Annotated in this window: 20 protein-coding genes and 1 pseudogene; 12 read left to right on the forward strand and 9 right to left on the reverse strand. The window is 69.9% G+C overall.

Annotated features, from left to right (window positions below):
• The first annotated feature begins 63 nt into the window (after positions 1-63).
• Together PSH03_RS03710 and PSH03_RS03715 are read left to right on the forward strand one after the other, a co-directional pair.
• Positions 64-405: a PadR family transcriptional regulator gene (locus PSH03_RS03710; protein ID WP_210781926.1), complete on the forward strand. Its 342-nt coding sequence runs from the start codon at positions 64-66 to the stop codon at positions 403-405.
• On the forward strand, positions 402-1,475 hold the full coding sequence (locus PSH03_RS03715) for a hypothetical protein (RefSeq protein ID WP_238688250.1): 1,074 nt from the start codon (positions 402-404) through the stop codon (positions 1,473-1,475). The genes PSH03_RS03710 and PSH03_RS03715 overlap by 4 nt, the downstream gene beginning before the upstream one ends.
• A gap of 172 nt (positions 1,476-1,647) precedes the next feature.
• Here the strand turns inward: PSH03_RS03715 and PSH03_RS03720 are convergent, their stop codons facing one another.
• Complete coding sequence (locus PSH03_RS03720; RefSeq protein WP_210782013.1) at positions 1,648-1,830, reverse strand: DUF397 domain-containing protein; 183 nt, start codon at positions 1,828-1,830, stop codon at positions 1,648-1,650.
• Positions 1,824-2,624, reverse strand: a complete 801-nt coding sequence (locus PSH03_RS03725; protein ID WP_210781920.1) for a helix-turn-helix domain-containing protein — start codon at positions 2,622-2,624, stop codon at positions 1,824-1,826. Before PSH03_RS03725 ends, PSH03_RS03720 begins: the two co-directional genes overlap by 7 nt.
• A gap of 280 nt (positions 2,625-2,904) precedes the next feature.
• Here PSH03_RS03725 and PSH03_RS03730 point away from each other — a divergent pair, with 280 nt between their 5' ends.
• Entirely contained in the window at positions 2,905-3,159 is a 255-nt protein-coding gene (locus tag PSH03_RS03730; protein ID WP_112602373.1) for a flavin reductase, read from the forward strand.
• 57 nt (positions 3,160-3,216) lie between these two features.
• Here the strand turns inward: PSH03_RS03730 and PSH03_RS03735 are convergent, their stop codons facing one another.
• Both PSH03_RS03735 and PSH03_RS03740 read right to left on the reverse strand, forming a co-directional pair.
• Positions 3,217-3,399 carry a hypothetical protein gene (locus PSH03_RS03735; protein WP_210781916.1) on the reverse strand — a complete coding sequence of 61 codons (183 nt, stop codon included), beginning with the start codon at positions 3,397-3,399 and terminating at the stop codon, positions 3,217-3,219.
• A gap of 134 nt (positions 3,400-3,533) precedes the next feature.
• Positions 3,534-4,133 (reverse strand): TetR/AcrR family transcriptional regulator, encoded by a 600-nt coding sequence (locus tag PSH03_RS03740; RefSeq protein WP_238688251.1) that lies wholly within the window; start codon positions 4,131-4,133, stop codon positions 3,534-3,536.
• 129 nt (positions 4,134-4,262) lie between these two features.
• Here PSH03_RS03740 and PSH03_RS03745 point away from each other — a divergent pair, with 129 nt between their 5' ends.
• A complete protein-coding gene (locus PSH03_RS03745; RefSeq protein ID WP_210781913.1) occupies positions 4,263-4,655 on the forward strand; it encodes an ester cyclase in 393 nt (130 codons plus the stop codon).
• A 102-nt stretch (positions 4,656-4,757) separates the two neighbouring features.
• Here PSH03_RS03745 and PSH03_RS32760 read toward each other — a convergent pair.
• The 4 genes and pseudogenes from PSH03_RS32760 to PSH03_RS03765 form a co-directional block, all read right to left on the reverse strand.
• Positions 4,758-4,972 (reverse strand): annotated as a pseudogene (locus PSH03_RS32760) (creatininase family protein); the annotation flags it as partial.
• Positions 4,973-5,152: 180 nt separating this feature from the next.
• A complete protein-coding gene (locus PSH03_RS03755) occupies positions 5,153-5,812 on the reverse strand; it encodes a DUF305 domain-containing protein (protein WP_238688252.1) in 660 nt (219 codons plus the stop codon).
• Between the two features lie 96 nt (positions 5,813-5,908).
• Positions 5,909-6,349 (reverse strand): DUF6153 family protein, encoded by a 441-nt coding sequence (locus PSH03_RS03760; protein WP_238688253.1) that lies wholly within the window; start codon positions 6,347-6,349, stop codon positions 5,909-5,911.
• A gap of 60 nt (positions 6,350-6,409) precedes the next feature.
• Positions 6,410-8,500: a heavy metal translocating P-type ATPase gene (locus PSH03_RS03765; protein WP_210782011.1), complete on the reverse strand. Its 2,091-nt coding sequence runs from the start codon at positions 8,498-8,500 to the stop codon at positions 6,410-6,412.
• Positions 8,501-9,092: 592 nt separating this feature from the next.
• On the opposite strand from PSH03_RS03765, the gene PSH03_RS03770 reads away from it, so the two are divergent.
• From PSH03_RS03770 to malQ, 5 genes are all read left to right on the forward strand, one after another.
• Positions 9,093-10,379, forward strand: coding sequence for an ABC transporter substrate-binding protein (locus PSH03_RS03770; protein WP_238688254.1), 1,287 nt, complete (start codon positions 9,093-9,095; stop codon positions 10,377-10,379).
• On the forward strand, positions 10,376-11,359 hold the full coding sequence (locus tag PSH03_RS03775) for a carbohydrate ABC transporter permease (protein ID WP_308194345.1): 984 nt from the start codon (positions 10,376-10,378) through the stop codon (positions 11,357-11,359). The genes PSH03_RS03770 and PSH03_RS03775 overlap by 4 nt, the downstream gene beginning before the upstream one ends.
• A 1-nt stretch (position 11,360) precedes the next feature.
• Positions 11,361-12,197, forward strand: a complete 837-nt coding sequence (locus PSH03_RS03780) for a carbohydrate ABC transporter permease (protein WP_124858597.1) — start codon at positions 11,361-11,363, stop codon at positions 12,195-12,197.
• 10 nt (positions 12,198-12,207) lie between these two features.
• Entirely contained in the window at positions 12,208-13,416 is a 1,209-nt protein-coding gene (locus PSH03_RS03785) for an ABC transporter ATP-binding protein (RefSeq protein ID WP_210781905.1), read from the forward strand.
• 177 nt (positions 13,417-13,593) lie between these two features.
• Entirely contained in the window at positions 13,594-15,651 is a 2,058-nt protein-coding gene (malQ, locus tag PSH03_RS03790; protein ID WP_238688255.1) for a 4-alpha-glucanotransferase, read from the forward strand.
• Positions 15,652-15,661: 10 nt separating this feature from the next.
• Here the strand turns inward: malQ and PSH03_RS03795 are convergent, their stop codons facing one another.
• On the reverse strand, positions 15,662-16,771 hold the full coding sequence (locus tag PSH03_RS03795; protein WP_238688256.1) for a winged helix DNA-binding domain-containing protein: 1,110 nt from the start codon (positions 16,769-16,771) through the stop codon (positions 15,662-15,664).
• A 138-nt stretch (positions 16,772-16,909) separates the two neighbouring features.
• On the opposite strand from PSH03_RS03795, the gene PSH03_RS03800 reads away from it, so the two are divergent.
• From PSH03_RS03800 to PSH03_RS03810, 3 genes are all read left to right on the forward strand, one after another.
• On the forward strand, positions 16,910-17,302 hold the full coding sequence (locus PSH03_RS03800) for a hypothetical protein (RefSeq protein WP_238688257.1): 393 nt from the start codon (positions 16,910-16,912) through the stop codon (positions 17,300-17,302).
• 64 nt (positions 17,303-17,366) lie between these two features.
• Positions 17,367-18,125 carry a HipA family kinase gene (locus PSH03_RS03805; RefSeq protein WP_238688258.1) on the forward strand — a complete coding sequence of 253 codons (759 nt, stop codon included), beginning with the start codon at positions 17,367-17,369 and terminating at the stop codon, positions 18,123-18,125.
• The gene (locus PSH03_RS03810; protein ID WP_210781894.1) at positions 18,122-18,490 is read left to right on the forward strand and encodes a DUF3037 domain-containing protein; all 369 of its coding nucleotides are present in this window, start codon (positions 18,122-18,124) and stop codon (positions 18,488-18,490) included. Before PSH03_RS03805 ends, PSH03_RS03810 begins: the two co-directional genes overlap by 4 nt.
• Positions 18,491-18,584: the final 94 nt, after the last annotated feature.

The following is an 18,584-nucleotide window of genomic DNA, read 5'->3' on the forward strand; positions in this document are numbered from 1 at the left end:
TGGGCCGGAGCGATCCCAAATAGAATCCTTGCCGTTATATAACGCCGCACGTACTATGCGCTCATGCATGAATCTACCTTCCTCATCCTCACCGCTCTGGCCGCGCAGCCGTTGCATGGCTATGGAGTCGTGCAAGCGGTGGAGGAGTTGTCGGCGGGTGACGTCAAGCTGCGGCCTGGCACGCTCTACGGCGCGCTCGACCGCCTGGTCGAGCAGGACCTGATCGAGGTTGACCGGGAGGAGGTCGTCGACGGGAGGCTGCGTCGCTACTACCGGCTCAACGAGGCGGGAGCGGCCGCCCTGCAAACCCAGGCCGAGCGGTTGCGTCGGCACGCCACGGCGGCCGATACCCAGTTGAGCAAGCGCCTCGGTGGTGCCCCGGGCTTCGGGACGGTGATCGCATGACCGCCGCCGCCTGGTCGACCGACGACCACAGTCTCGAACGCCACTACCGCACGCTGCTGCTGGCATACCCGGGCCGGCACCGGCAGCGGTACGGCAACGAGATGATCACGACGCTCCTCGAGATGGCGGCCCCCGGGCAGCGCCGCCCTCGGCCCGGGGAAGCCCTGCACCTGCTCGCCAGCGGCGTGCGCCACCGGCTCCGGCTCCCCGCACGCCGGCCGTTTGCGGTTGTCGCGGCGGTCCTCCTCGCCCTGACGATGGGCGCTTTCGGTGGGGCCGCAGGGTCGTGGGCAGGTTCCCAGACGTTCGCGGACCTACCCGACGACGCCACGATCGCCAGCCTGGCCCAGCGGGCCAGCGGTGCCGCCAGCGATTCCAGCCAGCTGCGTGTCGCGTCACCGTGGGTGGAGGAGTCGATCTCGACGACTACCGAAGTCGATGGCGCCTGGGACGCTGAGAAGGCCCGGCAGCGGTTCGCCGCTGACGGCTGGTCCGTTTCCGACATCACGCCGCTCGGCGGCAAAGCGGTCGCGTTCAATCCCGACACCAAATCCTTCGTCGACCTGCCGATGCGCAACTCAACGTTCACCGCCACGTCGAACGGGCTGACACTCCAGGTGCGGGGCTACCTCACCGCCGACCACGGTTCTGTCCACCTCGACGGTTGGGCGCAGAGCAGGCCCATGTTCCTACCTCTGATCGTGATGGGCATCCTGATCGGACTTGTCGTCGGGTGGCTGTTCGCAGCGGCACTCGCCTACCGGATCGTGGAGGCGTCGGCCGAACGGCGACGCGCCTCCGCCGGGCTCTGGGCCGTCGCTCTGATCGCGCTCGCTCTGCCGGCAGTAGCCCTGTACGGCAACGTGTTGCGGACATTCCGAGATCACGGCGACGTCGGTCCGGTCTTCACCGTGCACAGCGCATTCACACCCGGCCCCTACTACCCGTTCGGACCGGCCTGGCAGATTCTCGCCCTGACCATCGCCGGTGCCGTGCTCGCGGGTGCCACGACCCGGCTCGCCCGTCCGGGCACCCAGCCGGAAACGCAGGAAGCAGCGATAGCAAGCTGAGGCTCAGGCCGCTGCTGTCCGATGGCCGGGGCGGTAGTTCGTCATCGAACTGACTGCCGGCGGTCGCGGGACTTTTCAGGGTAGATCTTGGACAGTTTCCGTTCTGTCATAACGGAAACTGTCCAAGATCTCAGAGTGCCCTAGGTAGAGGGGTCTTCTCCGAGTTTCGTGTTCAGTGCTGCTTGGCGTACGCGACGAACGTCTTCCAGGCGGTCGGGTCGACGTGCAGGGTGCCGCCGTCGCGGTCCTTGGTGTCGCGCACCAGCACCACGCTCGGCAGGTTGTCGGCGACCTCGACGCAGGACCCGCCGTTGCCGCCGGACCGGGTCGACTTCCGCCACTGTGGGGTCAGCATGCCCATGACTTCGCCACTTCCTTGATCAGCTCGATTGACTGCCGGCGGGGGAGCGCCTCGTTCCGCACGATCTCCCACGTCTTCGCCAGCTTAGCGACGTCGGTCGGTGCATCGACGAACTGCGCGGTGAGCTGGTTGTCGGCGTGAGCCACCCGCTCACCGTCCGGCATCTCGGCGATGATGAACTGACCGGCCAATCCCATATACATCCCAGCATCCACCGGCACGATGTGCACCTGGATATGCTCCGCCGTCGCCAACTGGGCCAGGTGCTCGCACTGCTCGACCATGAGACCCGGCTGGTCGAGCACCGGCCGGCGCAGCACCGCCTCGTCCAGTACGGCGATGAGCTGCGGCGGGCGCGGGCGGTGCAGGATCGCCTGGCGCTCCAGCCGGGAGGCGACGATTCGGTCCACATCCTCGGCGTCGAACCGGCCACCGGCCAGCGTCGCGCGGGCGTACCGCTCGGTCTGGAGCAGGCCCGGCACGTACGCCAACTCGAACCAGCGCAGCGTGGTCGCCTCCCGCTCGAACTCGATCCACTCGCGCAGCCAGGCCGGCTCGGCGTCGAGCCGGGCCAACCCGTCCAGCATGCGGAGGAAGCGTCCGCCGGTCTGGTGGTGGTTGTCGACCGCCCTCATGTACTCCTTCGTGGGCGGTCGTCCGCCGGTCTCCACCGAGCTGACGTGCGAACCCGAATAGCCGATGCCCCTGCCGAAGTCGTCCTGACTGAGCCCGGACCCCGCCCGGAACAGACGCAGTTCCTCCAGCACGTAGTCGGTGACGGTCCCCATTGATTCCCCAACCTTCGCTCAGTCTGGCCCGGCGCGTCCCTCGTGGGTGCTCACCTGGACCGCTGAGCTGCACAAACGGCGCGAGCACGTATCGACGGTAGTCGCCTCATCACCACACTGTCACCAGTGGCGGGTCCGCTGGTGGCCGGAATGGCGGCGGCGGGCCCTGCCCTCCGGGGTCGCTCCCGTCTCCCCCTTGCGGGAGCGGCCCCTTGCCCGTCCCCGAGGAGGTCGATGTGCTCACCCCGACAACCCAGCAGCCCTCGGCGCGGTGGCGGTGATGGTGGTCCGGCCGCCCGTCCCGCACGTCGCCATGCGTCCGCTGTGGCGGTGCCGGAACTGTGGCACCGAGTGGCCCTGCCAACCGGCCAAGCTCGCCCTGCTGACGGAGTACCGGACCAGCCGGACCGCACTGCTGATCTACCTCGGCACTCTGATGCACGAGGCGACGAACCAGCTCACCCAACTCCACCCGGATCATCCACCGACTAGGATGACCGAGCGTTTCCTCTCCTGGGCCAGGGCCCGAAGCTGACGCTCGGCCCGCCGTCGTTCATCCCGGAAAGTGGATCAGCGGCACCCCGTCGGAGTATCAGGGCCCCTCGCCGGTGAGCACCGCGGCGTCGTGGATCAGGCCCGCCACGGCGGCCGCCGCCAGGTCGAAGCGGCGGGTCCTGCGCTGCCAGAAGGCCGACTCCCGCAGAAGGACGGCGTATCCCAGCAGGGGCGACCGGTCCAGGATCAGTCGGCCTGGTGGCTGCGGCTCCGAGGTCATGCGGCATCGGCGCGGGGAGCGGCGTCGTCGCCGTTCATTTCGGCTTCCACGGCGGTGTTGATCTTGGCGTGCTCCGCCTCGAACCGCTCCGAGGGCCACTCGGCTTCCACGCCTAATCGTGTGAGCGGCATTTGTCAGGCTGGCGGCCAGCATCGCAGAGCGGTGTCGGCGACGCGTCGGAGGTCCTCGCGTTCCGCACCACCCGCCGCTTGCACGGCCATGCCGTTCGCGATCGTCATGACGAAGCGGGCGATCAGGTCTGGGTCGGCGTCGGCGGGCAGGTCGCTCTCCTCGACGGCCCGCTGGAACCGCTCGCGTAGGTGCGCCTGGCCGTGGGCGCGCCACTCGGTCAGGGTGTCGTGCGCGATTCGCCCGGTCTTGCCGACGGCCAGCGCGCCCTGCACGCCCAGGCATCCGGTGGGCCATCCGGGCAGGGTGTTGGCCCGAATGGAGCCGGCGAGGAACATCGTGGCCACCTCGCGGGCGGTGGGTGCTTGTAGCGCCTGGCTGACGTAGGCGCCGGGGCCTTCGGTGTATCGCTGCAACGCCTTTCGGAAGAGCTGCTCCTTGTTGCCGAAGGCCGCGTACATGCTCTTGCGGGAGATGCCCATGGCTTCGGTCAGGTCAGTGAGGCTGGCTCCCTCGTAGCCTTGCTCCCAGAAGATCACCATTGCCTTTTCGAGCGCGGCGTCGGCGTCGAACGCTCGCGGCCGGCCCATTCGTGTCTCCTCCATCACAGCATTCTACTGCTTGTGCACCGATCGGTGCTGAACTGCTAGTGTCAGGTTCGGCACCGATCGGTGCCGAAATCTGTGGAGCGCAGATGCTTCGCATCGAGCGGCACCAACGAAAGGGGCAATCCGATGGCTGAAGACGAGCTACGTAGCTGGTACATGCGGTACGCCGCAGCGCTCAACGCCCATGAGTTCGACGGCATGGACGAGTTCATCAACGACCAGGTCCTGCTGAACGGCGAGCCTGGCACCCGGGACGACGTCGTCACGGTCCTGAAGGGAATCGTCGATGCCGTTCCCGACATTCACTGGGAGGTAAAGGAACTGCTCTTCGACCGCGACGGAATCGCCGTACGCGCGATCAACACCGGCACTCCGGCGAAGGAGTGGCTGGGTGTTCCTCCTTCCGGTGCCTCGTTCGAAATCGTCGAATACGCGATTTACAAAGTCAGTGACGGTCGATTCGTGCAGATGACGAACCTGCACGATTCAGCCGAGATGCTTCGGCAACTGACCGCCTGACCTCGAAGTCTTTGGTCGGCTTCCGAAGGGCTGCCGACCAAAGTCCCGACTACGGGAATCAGATCGGCCAACCGAAGATCACGTCCACTGACATGCCGCGGAGCGCTCGCTACCCGGGTGGTCGGCATCCTGGCGGCCATCACGCACCACCTCGGGCGCAACGTGCAGAAGCAGCGAAACCTCGAGTTCACCAGCGTGCATGTCCTGGTGTGCTCGGCTGTGCAGGCCGGCGGGCAGTCGAGCGTCGTCCCAGTCGGCCCGAGCGGGAACAGAGTCATCCTCGGTCCGGCGACGTTGGCTTTCTGAACGACGTTGCTTCTGCCGACCGCCAGCGCTTCAGAGATGACCCTGATCTGTGTCTTTACGTAGATTGCATGTTTTCTGAAGGGCGACTTCGACGGCTCGCCGTCGAAGTGCGCACGGCCAGGCGCAACCTGCCCTGCCAGCGAGAAGGTGGCGAGTGCCCGGGCGTCGTGAGACGCCCGGGCAACCGATCGTTAGATCCGGGCGAGGATCTTGTTCATGGTGGCGATCTCGGCCTGCTGGTCATCGATGATCTGCTGGGCGAGGGCCTTGGCGTCGGCGTTGGCGCCGTTTGTGGTCTCGTCCTTGGCCATGGTGATAGCGCCCTGGTGGTGGGCGATCATCATGGTGAGGAACTGCTTGTCGAACTTGGTGCCGGTGGCGGCGGCGAGTTTGGCCATGTCGGCGTCGGTCATCATGCCGGGCATGCTGTGGTCCATGCCGGGCATGGCGCTGGGGCTCGTGCCGTGGTGCGTGCCGGTGTTGTTGGCCGTCGGTGTGGGCGTGCCCCAGGCGGCCAGCCACTGGGTCATGGTGTCGATCTCTGGCCCTTGGGCGGCCTTGATCTGGGCGGCGAGTTGCTTGACCTCGGGGCCGGTGGCGCGGGTGGCGGCGAGGTCGGCCATCTGCACGGCCTGCTGGTGGTGCGGGATCATCATCTGGGCGAACATGACGTCAGCCGGGCCGGCCCCAGGGCTGGTGTTCTGGCCGCTGGTGGCGGTCGGGCTGGCCATGGTGGAGCTGTGCCCGCCCGCGGCGGAGCTGTGGTCGCCGGCGCCGCATCCGGTGAGGATGACGGCGGCGGTGAAGGTGAGCGCGGCCATGACGGCGCGGCGCAGGCGAGTGCGAGTCATCGCGGGTTGTGCCTTTCGGTGTCAAGGAAAACTGCGTGCATGGGACAGGCGCGCGACGCAGCCGACGGAGGTACCCGCCGGGCGACGCGGGTGCCCCTATGTGCGCAGCACCGACACCGAGGCCAGGTGTAGTCCGAGCCTGCGCGCGGGCGGTGCCCGGCAACTTGTGGCACGGCAGGCAGAGCGGATGCGAATGTGGGCGCGGCTGGTGCGCGTGAACAGCAGGAGACCGAGGACAACCGCGAGGCTGAGAGCGGTGACCACGGCCAGGCACACCTGCCAGCCGGGCATGTGCCCGTTGCCGTGGCCGGCCGGTGTGACCGTTTGCTGGTCGCAGGTGTCGCTGGTGCATCCGTCTTGGGCGGCGGGCGGGGCCAGTACGGCGGTGGTGGGGCTGCTGTGCCCGCTGTGCCCACCGTCGGATTGCATCGAGGACGGGTCGTGGCCGAGGCTGTGCATGGCGGCCAGCCCGATGAGGGTGCAGGCCAGCAGCACGAACCGGACCAGATGTCTGGTTCGTGCTGCTGGCTGGGTCATGCGCTCCACGCTAGCGTGCCGCCGGGCGCTCATTCCCGCCGATCCCGCGATCGCCGTGCCTCAGTCATCGGCGGGGCGTAGGTGCACGCGGCGCAGGAGTTGGGCGTTGAGGGCGACCACGATGGTGGAGGCGGACATCAACACCGCCCCGACCGCGGGGCTGAGGGTCACCCCAGCCCAGGCGAGCACGCCGGCGGCCAACGGGAGGGCGATCACGTTGTAACCGGCGGCCCAGGCCAGGTTCTGGATCATCTTTCGGTAGGAGGCGCGCGACAGTCGGATCACCCCTGCGACTGCGCGCGGGTCGGAGGAGGCGAGGACCACCCCGGCGGACTCGATGGCGACGTCGGTGCCGGCGCCGATCGCGATCCCGACGTCGGCGCGGGCCAGCGCGGGGGCGTCGTTGACGCCGTCGCCGACCATCGCCACTCGTAGTCCGCGTTTCTGTAGTTCGGCCACGGCGTCGTCCTTGTCCGCCGGCAGCACCTCGGCGAACACCTCATCCTCGCCCGGGCGGAAGCCCAGGTCCGCGGCGACCGCCTCGGCGACCGGACGGGCGTCACCGGTGATCATGGCGATCTTGCGGATGCCCTGCTGGCGTAGTTCGGCGATGGCTTGCCGCGCTTCGGGGCGGACCTGGTCTTCGAGGGCGAGGGCGCCGATCACGCTGGCCTGATCGTCGTCGAGGCGCAGCAGGTGCAGCACCGCGGCTCCCCGGCCCGACCACTCGTCGTGCTGGCGGCGCAGGTCATCCGGCGCCGTGGCGTGCAGTTCGCGCAGCAGCGCGGGCCCGCCGACGGCGTAGCTGACGCCGTCGACCTCGGCGCGTACCCCGCGCCCGGTCAGTGACCGGAACCCCGTCGCGGTGCGCCGGGCCCCCTGCTGGGCGGCGGCAGTGACGATGGCCCGGGCGAGGGGATGCTCGCTGTCGGCTTCCACCGCCGCCGCGATCGCCAGGACGTCGGCGTCGCTGCTTCCGGTGGCGGCGGCGACGCCGGTGACGGCGTGTTCGCCGCGGGTGAGGGTGCCGGTCTTGTCGAACAACACCGCGTCGACCGTGCGCATCCGTTCCAGGGCGAGGCGGTCCTTGATCAGGATGCCGCCCTTGGCGGCGACGGCGGTGGACAGAGCGATCACCAGAGGTATGGCCAGGCCGAGCGCGTGCGGGCAGGCGATCACCAGCACCGTCACCGTGCGCACGACCGCCTCGTCGAGGTTGCCGAACACCGTCCAGGCCAGCAGCGTCACCACGGCTGTGGCGGTGGCGATGTAGAACAGCCAGGCGGCGAACCGGTCGGCCAGCACCTGCGCCCGGCCGCTGGACTGCTGCGCCTGCGCGACCAGGCGCTGGATCCCGGCCAGGGCGGTGCCCTCACCGACGGCCTCGACCCGGACCCGGATAGCCGCGTCGGTGGCCACCGTGCCGGCCACCACCCGATCCCCCGCCTCGCGCGGCACCGGACGGGACTCACCGGTGATCATCGACTCGTCAAGCTCCGCCCGGCCGTCGGAGATCCGCCCGTCGGCCGGCACCCGCCCGCCTGGTCGCACGAGCACCACATCGCCGACGTCCAGGTCACTGACGCGCACCTGCTCGGGCTGACCGTCGCCACCGAGACGTTCGGCGTCGTCGGGCAGCAGCGCCGCCAAAGCGGACAGCGCGCCCTGGGCCTGGCCGATGGCCTTCATCTCCTGCCAGTGCCCGAGCAGCATGATCGTGACCAGGGCAGCCAGCTCCCACCAGAAGTCCAGGTCGAACGCGCCCACCGCCGTCGCCAGAGAAGCGACGTAAGCGACGGTGATCGCCATCGCGATCAGCAGCATCATTCCCGGCGCCCGGTCGCGGAACTCCCGCACCGCGCCCTGCAGGAACGGCCACCCGCCGTAGGCAAACACCACAGTGCCCAGCACCGGACCCACCCACCCGATGCCCGGGAAGTCCAACTGATAGCCGAACCAGTCCATCACCATGTGACTGGTCACCACGATCGGCACCGTCAACGCCAGACTCAGCCAAAACTTGCGCCGAAACGCCTCCGGGTCATGCCCGGCGTGCTTGTCATGCCCGGCGTGCGCGTCGTGCTTTCCTGCGGGGGCATCGCGCCCGCCGGGTTCCTTCGAGTGACCGGCGTGGTCACCGTGTCCGTTCATCCGGTCTATCGCCTGGGTGGAGATGTTCATCTGGTGGTGCTGGTGGTCGTGCGACATCACGATCGCCTCCTCGCTCCCAACATACCCCCGGGGGGTATCGGCGTCTAGGGTCGCCGATGTCTTGCACGTCACCTGAGCGGGCCTGTGCGGCGCGGCGCGGCGAGTCGGGGTGCCAGCGGCAATGCTCGTGCCTATCGGCCTGATCCCGCCCGGCCGAGGTTGACCGACTTCGGGTAGGTCTCGAACCTCGACACAGCGGTGTTCGCATGGGTGCCTTCCAAACTTGGCGAGGAGTCGGTGCGCTGCCGCTACCCGCCCGCGCGCCGATCATGCTCACACCGCCCGTCGGTTACTGCCGAACCCTCCGCTGCCAGCGCGATCACGCGCGGTCGGGGCGCAGGGCACCGAGGGCCGGTCGCTGTGTGCACTCTCGGTGTGACAGCCAGGTTTCGCGACTTCGCGGGTGGGGCAGAGTAGCCGCTACAGAGCATCCGGGCCGGAGTTTCCGCAGCTTGCCGACTCGGAATCGGCTCGCCGTGCGCCGGGGCACGGATGCCCTCCCCGGTCTTTCGCCGAGGAGAGGGGGAGGGCGATGACGGACCCCGAAACGGCTCGACACCAACGCCGGCCGGTTGTTCGGCTGGGCGCGGCGGCTGCCGCGCTGGCACTCGTGGCGCCGCTGGCCGCGTGTGGCGCGGACGACGCCGGTGGCCCACCGACGATCAACCTGTACTACCCGCCGGAGCAGAACCTGCAGAAGGTCGTCGACGACTGCAACGCGCAGGCTCAGGGACGGTACGAGATCGCCTATCGGGTGCTGCCCCGGCAGGCCGACGACCAGCGGGTGCAGATGGTGCGCCGGCTGGCCGCCGAGGACAGCGGGATGGATCTGCTCGGGCTCGACGTCACGTGGACCCAGGAGTTCGCCAGCGCCGACTGGATCCGCGAGTGGACCGGCCAGGACAAGGCCGAGGTCGAGCAGGGCACCCTCGCCGGGCCGTTGGACACCGCCCGGTACGAGGACAAGTTGTACGCGGCGCCGAAGAACACCAATGTCCAGTTGCTCTGGTACCGCAAGGACCTGGTGCCGCAGCCGCCGACCACCTGGGACCAGATGATCAGCGCGGCCCAGCAGCTCAAGGACCAGGGCAAGCCGTACCAGGTGCTCACCATGGGCGCGCAGTACGAGGGTCTGGTCGTCCTCTACAACACCCTCGCCGAAAGCGCCGGCGGGAAGATCCTCAACGACGACGGTACGAAGGCCGTGATGGACGAGGGCACGGTCCGGGCGTTGGAGCAGCTGAAGACGTTCGCCACGTCGGGCGTGACCTCGCCGTCGTTCAGCAACGCCACCGAGGACCCGGTTCGGCTGGAGTTCCAGTCCGGCGCGGGCGCGTTCCAGGTGAACTGGCCGTTCGTCTACCCCGCTCTTCAGGAGGCGAACCCGGAGCTGGCCAAGCAGGTCGGCTGGGCTCGGATCCCGGGCATCGACGAGGGCACCCCCAGCAAGGTCACCATCGGTGGGGTCAACCTGGCGGTCAGCTCCTACTCCAATCACCCGGAGCAGTCCTTCGAGGCGGCCCGGTGCATCCGCAGCGCCGAGCATCAGAAGTTCTCCGCCATCAACGACGGTGTGCCGCCGACCATCGAGGCCGTCTTCGACGACCCGGAGATGACCGAGGCGTACCCGATGAAGGACACCATCCTGGAGGAGCTGAAGGAGCCCGCGACGCGTCCGCTGACCCCCGCCTACCAGAGCATCTCCACAGTGATGTCGGCGATCCTGTCGCCGCCGTCCGGGATCAGCCCGCAGCAGACCGCCGACGAGCTGCGCGGCGCCATCGCCGACGCCCTCCAGTCCAAGGGGGTCCTGCCGTGAGTGTCAACGCCACGCCGACCGGCGCCGACGTCGCCGCTGAGGAGACCCGCCGGCCCGCCGCCGTACCGAAGCAACGCGGCGGCCGTCGCAAGCCCCCGTTGAGCGAGAACAAGAAGGCCGAACGCCGGCTCGGTCTGCTGCTCTGCGCGCCAGCCGCGCTGGTCATGATCGCGGTGACCGCGTACCCGATCATCTACTCGGTCTGGCTGTCGTTGCAGCGCTTCGACCTGCGCTTCCCCGACCAGCGTGAGTTCATCGGGCTGGAGAACTACGTCACTGTGCTCACCAACGAGTTCTGGTGGACCGCGTTCGGGGTGACCATGCTGATCACGGTGGTCACCGTCGCCGTCGAGCTGGTGCTCGGCATGGGCCTGGCGATCATCATGCACCGCACCCTGGTCGGGCGCGGCCTGGTCCGGACCTCGGCGCTGATCCCGTACGGGATCGTCACAGTGGTCGCCGCGTTCTCCTGGCGGTACGCCTGGACGCCCGGCACCGGCTACCTGGCCGACCTGTTCAGCGACGGCGCGCCGCTCACCGAACGGGCCAGCTCCCTGGCGATCATCATGCTGGCGGAGATCTGGAAGACCACCCCGTTCATGGCGCTGCTGCTGATGGCCGGCCTGGCGCTGGTCCCGGAGGACCTGCTCAAGGCGGCCTCCACCGACGGCGCGACCGCCTGGCAGAAGTTCACCAAGGTGATGCTGCCGGTGATGAAGCCGGCGATCCTGGTCGCGTTGCTGTTCCGCACCCTGGACGCGTTCCGGGTCTTCGACAACATTTTCGTGTTGACCGCCGGAGGCAACGAGACGTCGTCGGTGTCGATGCTCGCCTACAACAACCTGATCCGGGGCCTCAACCTCGGCATCGGTTCGACGATGTCGGTGCTGATCTTCATCACCGTGGCGATCATCGCCTTCGTCTTCGTGAAGCTGTTCGGCACCGCTGCTCCGGGCAGCGACGACGGAGAGAGGCGCTGACATGGCTGTCGAAACCACTACCAGGGCAAAGCTGCGCTGGGGCCTGCTCGACGTCCTCGTGGTCGTCTTCGCGCTGGTCCCGGTGCTGTGGATCGCGTCGCTGTCGTTCAAGACGCCGGCCACCCTCACCGACGGGAACTTCATCCCCCGGGAGTGGACGCTGGACAACTACCGGACCATCTTCGACACCGACCAGTTCGTCCGGGCGCTGGTCAACTCCATCGGCATCGCGCTGATCGCCACGCTGATCGCTGTGGTGCTCGGCGCGATGGCCGCGTACGCGATCAGCCGGCTGGACTTCCCCGGTAAGAAGCTGCTGGTCGGCGTCTCCCTGCTGATCGCGATGTTCCCGCAGGTGTCACTGGTGTCGCCGCTGTTCGAGATCGAGCGTCAGCTCAAGATCTTCGACACCTGGCTGGGGCTGATCCTGCCGTACATCACCTTCGCGCTACCGCTGGCGATCTACACGCTGTCGGCGTTCTTCAAGCAGATCCCGTGGGACCTGGAGAAGGCAGCGAAGATGGACGGCGCCACCCAGGCGCAGGCGTTCCGGCGGGTGATCGCGCCACTGGCCGCGCCCGGGCTGTTCACCACGGCGATCCTGGTCTTCATCTTCTGCTGGAACGACTTCCTGTTCGCCATCTCGCTCACCTCGACCGAGCGGTCCCGCACGGTGCCGGCCGCGTTGTCGTTCTTCACCGGCGCGTCCCAGTTCGAGGACCCCACCGGGGCGATCTGCGCCGCCGCCGTGGTGATCACCGTTCCGATCATCCTGTTCGTTCTCTTCTTCCAGCGTCGCATCGTGTCCGGTCTGACCTCCGGCGCGGTCAAGGGATAGGTGGGTAGTCATGGCTGACATCGTGCTGGACAAGGTGAGCAAGAGCTTCCCGGACGGGACCGTCGCCGTGCAGGACGTCGACCTGGAGATCGCCGACGGCGAGTTCGTGATCCTGGTCGGGCCCTCGGGCTGCGGGAAGTCCACCACCCTCAACATGATCGCCGGGCTGGAGGACATCAGCTCCGGTGAGCTGCGCATCGCCGGGCAGCGGGTCAACGACAAGGCACCCCGGGACCGGGACATCGCCATGGTGTTCCAGTCGTACGCGCTGTACCCGAACATGACAGTGCGGGAGAACATGGCGTTCCCGCTGCGGCTGGCGAAGCTCGACAAGGAGACCATCGACCGCAAGGTCGACGAGGCGGCGAAGGTGCTGGAGCTGACCTCGCTGCTGGACCGCAAACCGGCCAACCTCTCCGGTGGCCAGCGTCAGCGGGTGGCGATGGGCCGGGCGATCGTCCGCCAGCCGAAGGCGTTCCTGATGGACGAGCCGCTGTCCAACCTCGACGCCAAGCTGCGGGTGCAGATGCGCACCGTGGTGTCCCGCCTGCAGAAGCAGCTCGGCACCACCACCGTCTACGTCACCCACGACCAGACCGAGGCGATGACCCTCGGCGACCGCGTGGTGATCATGCGCGGCGGCGCGGTGCAGCAGGTCGGGCCGCCGCAGGAGCTGTACGACCACCCGAAGAACCTCTTCGTGGCCGGCTTCATCGGCTCGCCGTCGATGAACTTCCTGCACGCCGCGGTGCAGGACGGCGAGCTGCACACCGCCCTGGGCAAGGTGCCGATCGGTGACCGGGTCCGCCGGGAGCTGGAGTCGGCCGACGCGCCCCGCGAGCTGATCCTCGGGATCCGACCCGAGCACTTCGAGGACGCCGAACTGGTCGACGACGACACCCGTCGGCGGGGCATGGAGTTCGAGGCGCCGGTGGACATCGTCGAGTCGATGGGCTCGGACAAGTACGTCTACTTCACCGTCGAGGGGGAGAAGGCCAGCGCCGCCGAGTTGGAGGAGCTGGCCGCCGACGCCGGCGCCGCCGACTTCGCCGGCGCCGGCGGCAACCTGGTGACCCGGCTGTCCGCCGAGTCCGGCGTCGCCGAGGGGCAGTCCCGGCGGGTCTGGTTCAACCTGGAGAAGATCCACCTGTTCGACCCGGCAAACGGCCGCAACCTGACCCTGCACGAGGGCCGGGCCGCCGGAGCGCTCGCCGACTGACGGTCCATTTCGCGCCGATCTTGCACTTTCGGTTGTCGACATGGGGTGGACTGCCCCTTCTGTCGGGACAGAAAGTGCAAGATCGGCGCTGGGGGTTCGGAGCGGCCCGCCGTGTCCTGCGGGGTGGGGGTGGGCGTGGCAGGGTGGTTGCAGGTTTCGTCGTGGAGCGGGGGCGGGATGAACCGACGGTTGGCCGCGCTGGCAAACGCGCACGGTGTTTCCACCTGGTACGAGGATTGGCGGCACCGCCGCGTCGCTGTCGCACCGCAGACCGTGGTGGGTGTGCTGGGGTTGCTCGGCGTGGACGCCACCAGCCCGTCGGCGATCGCCGCCGCACTCGCCGCCGCCCGTGCTGTCGACCGGAGCGCCCTGCCGGAGACGGTCGTGCTCACCCACGGCCGCAGCCGGGCGCTGCCCGGCCCGGGGGTGGTGACACTGGAGGACGGTCGCCGTCGCGCGGTCGACGGTGAGCTGCCAGCGGACCTGCCGCTGGGGTGGCACCGGCTGGCCTGCGCCGACCGCGAGGTGACAGTGGTGGTGGTGCCGCGCCGACTGCCGGTGCCGCCGTCGAGCTGGGGGTGGATGCTCCAGCTCTACGCGCTCACCTCGGAGCGCTCCTGGGGCATGGGTGACCTCGGTGACCTCGCCGAGTTCACCGAATGGGCGGGTGCCAACGGGGCGGGGCTGGTGCTGCTCAACCCGCTGCACGCGGTCGGGCCGGCGCACCCGGTGGCCACCTCACCGTATTCGCCGGCCAGTCGACGCTTCGTCAATCCGCTCTACCTGCGGGTCAGCGACACCGCCGCGTACCGGGCGGCGGACCCGGCGACCCGTGCGGTGGTAGACGCGTTGCGTCCCGACCGGGGGCCGCTGATCGACTACGACGAGGTGTGGGCCGCCAAGCGGCGCGCCCTGGAGTTGCTGCACCCGTACGCCCAGCCGGTGGATCTTGCCGCGGACCCGGCGCTGGCCAGCTTCGCCACCTGGTGCGCGCTCGCCGAGCGGCACGGCAATGACTGGCGTGCCTGGCCGGCGGAGCTGCACCACCCCGACGCCCCGGCGGTCGCCGAGCAGCGTCGGCGCCTCGCCGACCGGGTCGCCTTCCACGCCTGGTTGCAACACCTCTGCGACGAGCAACTCGACGCCGTCACGGCGGCGGCCCGCTCGGCCGGGATGCCGGTCGGCGTCGTGCACGACCTGGCCGTCGGCATCGACCCGGGCGGCGCGGACGGGTGGCAGCTCGCCGACGTGCTGGCCCAGGGTGTGCGGGTCGGCGCGCCGCCGGACGACTTCAACCAGCTCGGCCAGGACTGGGGGCTCGCCGCGTGGCGTCCAGACCGGCTCGCCGCCACCGGCTACGCCGCGTACCGGGACATGCTGCGCCGCACCCTGCGGCACGCCGGTGGTCTGCGGGTCGACCACGTCGCCGGCCTGTGGCGGCTGTGGTGGGTGCCGCCGGGCGGCGGCGCGGCCGAGGGCACCTACGTGCGCTACGACGCCGAGGCGATGCTCGGCATCCTCGCGTTGGAGGCGCACCGGGCCGGCGCGGTGGTGGTCGGTGAGGACCTCGGCACTGTCCAACCGGCGGTGACCCGAGGGTTGCGGGGGCGCAACATGCTCGGCTCGACAGTGCTGTGGTTCGCGCGCGACGAGGCCGGTGACTTCGTCCCGCCGGCCCGGTGGCCGCGCAACGCCCTCGCCACCATCTCCACCCACGACCTGCCCACCGCGCCGGGCTTCCTGACCGGTGAGCACGTGCGGGTGCGCGACGAGCTGAAGCTGCTCGACACCGATGTGGCGGTGGAGCGGGCCCGCGCCGCCGCCGACCGGGACCGGCTGCTCACGATGTTGCGGGCTGAGAACCTGCTGCCCGAGCCGACACCGCAGCTACCGACCGTGACTGTCGCCTCCGCGGGTGCAGAGCAAAGGACGGATGCCGATCCGGCGTTGCCTGAGGCGACGGCGACGCCCGACGACGGCGAGGTGGTGGTGGCCATGCACGCCGCGCTCGCGGCCAGCCCAACCCGGCTGCTCGGTGTCTCCCTCTACGACGTGCTGGGCGAGGTGCGCCAACCCAACATGCCGGGCACTGTGGACGAGTACCCGAACTGGCGGCTGCCGCTGCCGGCCAGCGTGGCGCAGATCCGCGCCGACCCCCGGGTGGCCCGCATCGTCGGCCTGCTCAGCGCCGCCCGCCCACGACCGGCGGCCCCGACGCCGGCCGCCGACGAGTGACGCGGCCCGCTCAGGTCAGCCAGTCGAAGCGGGCCGGCAGCCCGAGGAAGTCGGCGTAGCGCCCGAGCGCCCGCTCCACCCGGGCCCGCGCCGCGACGTCGAGCGTATTGAGCGGCTGGATCGTCACGGTCACCGCGGTGCGGCCGATCCGGCGCTTCCACACGCCCACCACCCGACCGGCGCGGACCACTGTGGCCTGGAAGATGCCGTTGTTGCCCGGCACGACGGCCGCCTGGTGGGCGGGGTCGAGCATCAACGTGCGGTCCCGGAAGCCGAGCAGATACTCGTCGAAGCCGGGTAGCGCCAACACGTCGTCCGGCGCGGTGCGCGGCGCGTCGGCCACTGCCGCGTCGACGTACATCGGAGTGCCGTCGACGCGTACCGTGCTCAGTGCGTCGTCGGCGGCGGCCAGGCCGCGTCGGGCGTCGGTGAGGGTGAGGCCGCTCCACCCGGCGAACTCGCGGTCGGTGACCGGGCCGTGGCCGCGGACGTAGCGGTGGGCGAGCAGGGCCAGCGCCTCGTCCCGCTCCAGCCGGTGGGACGTGGGTGCCCACTCGTCGAGCAGGGCGAAGGTCTGCTCGGTGCCGACGTTCGGCGCCACGCACGTCACGCCGCGAACGCTCGCATACCACAGCAGGTGGTAGCCGCGCTGCCCGTCGGTGCCCAGGCCGGCCGCCCGCAGGGTGGCCAGGCACTGCGCGCGGGTGAGTCGACCGCCGCCGGCCAACGCGGTGCCGAGGACGTCCACCGCCCGGTCCGCGTCGGCCTCGGTGAGCCCGAGCTGCGCGCGTCGGGTCGCCACGCCGGCCAGGGATCGTACGCCGGTCAGCTCCAGCATCCAGCGGGCGTCGGCGGGCGGGACGAGGTGCACGGTGCCCCGCATCGGCCAGGTGCGCAGCGCCTCACGCCGCTCCAACGCCGCCTGCACGTCGGCCACGCCGCGACCGGGCAGCCGGGCGCCCAGCGACCACAGCCCGCTGGCCAGATCCTGTGCCTGCATCGCGCCGAACCACTCGACCACCTCGGCGACGGTGCCGGGTCGGGTGCTCGGGTGTGGGCGCAGCAGCAGGCTGGTCATCCGCAGCGCCAGCGCGTCGGCAGCGCTGAGGTCGACAGGCATCGGGCGCTCCTTTTCGTGGCTGGGCGGCCAGCCTAGGGCCGACCACCGACACTTCTGCTGGTGGGAGGCGTAACGGCGGTCGTCGGGGGAATGCGGCTCGCCGGAAGTGCGCGCGCCGCGCGTACGGAAGGGAATCTCATGACTGCCGCAAGCGAGCCGGCGCGGGGCGCCGGCGTAACGGCCGGGTCCCGCGGCCATCGGGGGGACGCCCGCGCGAAGACGAGTGCCGCGGCGACCTTCGCCCTGGTGTTCGGAGTGGCCGCTCTGTTCAGCGTGCTGACGGCGATCCTCGCCTGGCTGGGGTTGGTGCTCGGCATCATCGGGATCATCCTCGGCATCGTCGGCCTCAAGATGGCGCGCCGACCCGGGGTGACCGGTCGTGGCGTGTCGATCGGCGGTCTGGTGCTCAGCATCCTGGCCGTGCTGATCGGGCTCGGTCTGGCCGCGGGCATCACCACGTTCGTCAACAACGAGAACGCGGTGGACCGCCTGCAGACCCAGGTCGACAACCTGCGCGACAAGCTCGACTGACCCGCGCGTGCCGGTCTGGGCCGGCCCGCCACCCGTTCCGGCCGGCCACAGTAGGGTGGGCGGCGTGCTCCGCCAGGTCACCGCGATCCGTTACGTCACCCCGCTGCGCGAGGGTGGGTCGCTGCCGGGCGTGGTGGAGGCCGACGACCTGGGCACCTACGTGGCGAAGTTCCGAGGCGCCGGTCAGGGGCCCAAGGCGCTGATCGCCGAGGTGATCTGCGGTGAGTTGGCGCGCCGGCTGGGGTTGCGGGTGCCGCCGCTGGTGATCCTCGACATCGACCCGGTGATCGGGCGGGCCGAGCCCGACCAGGAGGTGCAGGAGCTGCTGCGCAACAGCGGCGGCGCCAACCTCGGGATGGACTTCCTGCCCGGGGCGCTGGGCTTCGACCCGGTGGCGCACCCCGTCGACCCGGCGTTGGCCTCCCGGGTGCTCTGGTTCGACGCGTTCGTGGAAAACGTCGACCGGAGTTGGCGCAACCCGAACCTGCTCGTCTGGCACCGGGAGCTGTGGCTGATCGACCACGGCGCCTGCCTGTACTTCCACCACAACTGGCCGCGCGCCGAGGCCGCTGTGCACCGGGCCTACCGCGCTGAGGATCACGTGCTGGGCCCGTACGCGTCGCGGCTGGCCGAGGCCGACGCCGAGCTGGCCCCCCAGGTCACCCCGGAGCTGCTCACCGAGGTGCTGGCCCTGGTGCCGGGGGAGTGGTTGACCGCCGCCGACTTCGAGACGGCCGACGCGGCGCGCCGCGCGTACCTGGATCACCTGTCCCGCCGGGTCGCCCGCACGGCCGACTGGCTGCCATCGGGGAGCGGGGCATGAGGCAACCCTTCGAGTACGCGCTGATCCGGCTCGTGCCCCGAATCGAGCGCGGTGAGCAGATCAACGTCGGGGTGTTGCTCTACTGCCAGCAGCGCGACTTCCTGGCCGCGCGGACGCACCTGGACGCCGACCGGGTTCGCGCGCTGGCGCCCGACGTGGACCTGCCGGCGGTGGCCGCGGTGCTCGACTCCTGGGACCGGACCTGCTCCGGTGACGGGCCGGCGACCCGGATGCGGCTCGGTGAGCGGTTCCACTGGCTGGCCGCGCCGCGCAGCACGATGATCCAGACGGGGCCGGTGCACACCGGTCTCACCGTCGACCCGGCGGCCGAGCTGGACCGGCTGATGGCGGCCCTGGTCCACTGAGCCGGAGCGGGGCGTGGGAACGGTGATCGTCCCCTGATCGCGCTACGCCAGCGCCGTTGCCGGCGGAGCGCGATCCCCCGTTCAGGTGCCCGGT

The organism is Micromonospora salmantinae (assembly GCF_022230905.1).
In the GTDB taxonomy this organism is placed as follows: domain Bacteria; phylum Actinomycetota; class Actinomycetes; order Mycobacteriales; family Micromonosporaceae; genus Micromonospora; species Micromonospora salmantinae.

Bases quoted from the DNA above. Each gene is read 5' to 3' on its own strand.
- PSH03_RS03810 (WP_210781894.1), top strand. From the start codon at position 18,122: ATGAGGCAACCCTTCGAGTACGCGCTGATCCGGCTCGTGCCCCGAATC.
- PSH03_RS03755 (WP_238688252.1), bottom strand. From the start codon at position 5,812: ATGACTCGCACTCGCCTGCGCCGCGCCGTCATGGCCGCGCTCACCTTC.
- PSH03_RS03760 (WP_238688253.1), bottom strand. From the start codon at position 6,349: ATGACCCAGCCAGCAGCACGAACCAGACATCTGGTCCGGTTCGTGCTG.
- PSH03_RS03720 (WP_210782013.1), bottom strand. From the start codon at position 1,830: ATGCTGACCCCACAGTGGCGGAAGTCGACCCGGTCCGGCGGCAACGGC.
- PSH03_RS03745 (WP_210781913.1), top strand. From the start codon at position 4,263: ATGGCTGAAGACGAGCTACGTAGCTGGTACATGCGGTACGCCGCAGCG.
- malQ (WP_238688255.1), top strand. From the start codon at position 13,594: ATGAACCGACGGTTGGCCGCGCTGGCAAACGCGCACGGTGTTTCCACC.
- PSH03_RS03785 (WP_210781905.1), top strand. From the start codon at position 12,208: ATGGCTGACATCGTGCTGGACAAGGTGAGCAAGAGCTTCCCGGACGGG.
- PSH03_RS03780 (WP_124858597.1), top strand. From the start codon at position 11,361: ATGGCTGTCGAAACCACTACCAGGGCAAAGCTGCGCTGGGGCCTGCTC.
- PSH03_RS03725 (WP_210781920.1), bottom strand. From the start codon at position 2,624: ATGGGGACCGTCACCGACTACGTGCTGGAGGAACTGCGTCTGTTCCGG.
- PSH03_RS03770 (WP_238688254.1), top strand. From the start codon at position 9,093: ATGACGGACCCCGAAACGGCTCGACACCAACGCCGGCCGGTTGTTCGG.
- PSH03_RS03730 (WP_112602373.1), top strand. From the start codon at position 2,905: ATGGTGGTCCGGCCGCCCGTCCCGCACGTCGCCATGCGTCCGCTGTGG.
- PSH03_RS03800 (WP_238688257.1), top strand. From the start codon at position 16,910: ATGACTGCCGCAAGCGAGCCGGCGCGGGGCGCCGGCGTAACGGCCGGG.
- PSH03_RS03715 (WP_238688250.1), top strand. From the start codon at position 402: ATGACCGCCGCCGCCTGGTCGACCGACGACCACAGTCTCGAACGCCAC.
- PSH03_RS03735 (WP_210781916.1), bottom strand. From the start codon at position 3,399: ATGACCTCGGAGCCGCAGCCACCAGGCCGACTGATCCTGGACCGGTCG.
- PSH03_RS03710 (WP_210781926.1), top strand. From the start codon at position 64: ATGCATGAATCTACCTTCCTCATCCTCACCGCTCTGGCCGCGCAGCCG.
- PSH03_RS03795 (WP_238688256.1), bottom strand. From the start codon at position 16,771: ATGCCTGTCGACCTCAGCGCTGCCGACGCGCTGGCGCTGCGGATGACC.
- PSH03_RS03765 (WP_210782011.1), bottom strand. From the start codon at position 8,500: ATGAACGGACACGGTGACCACGCCGGTCACTCGAAGGAACCCGGCGGG.
- PSH03_RS03740 (WP_238688251.1), bottom strand. From the start codon at position 4,133: ATGGAGGAGACACGAATGGGCCGGCCGCGAGCGTTCGACGCCGACGCC.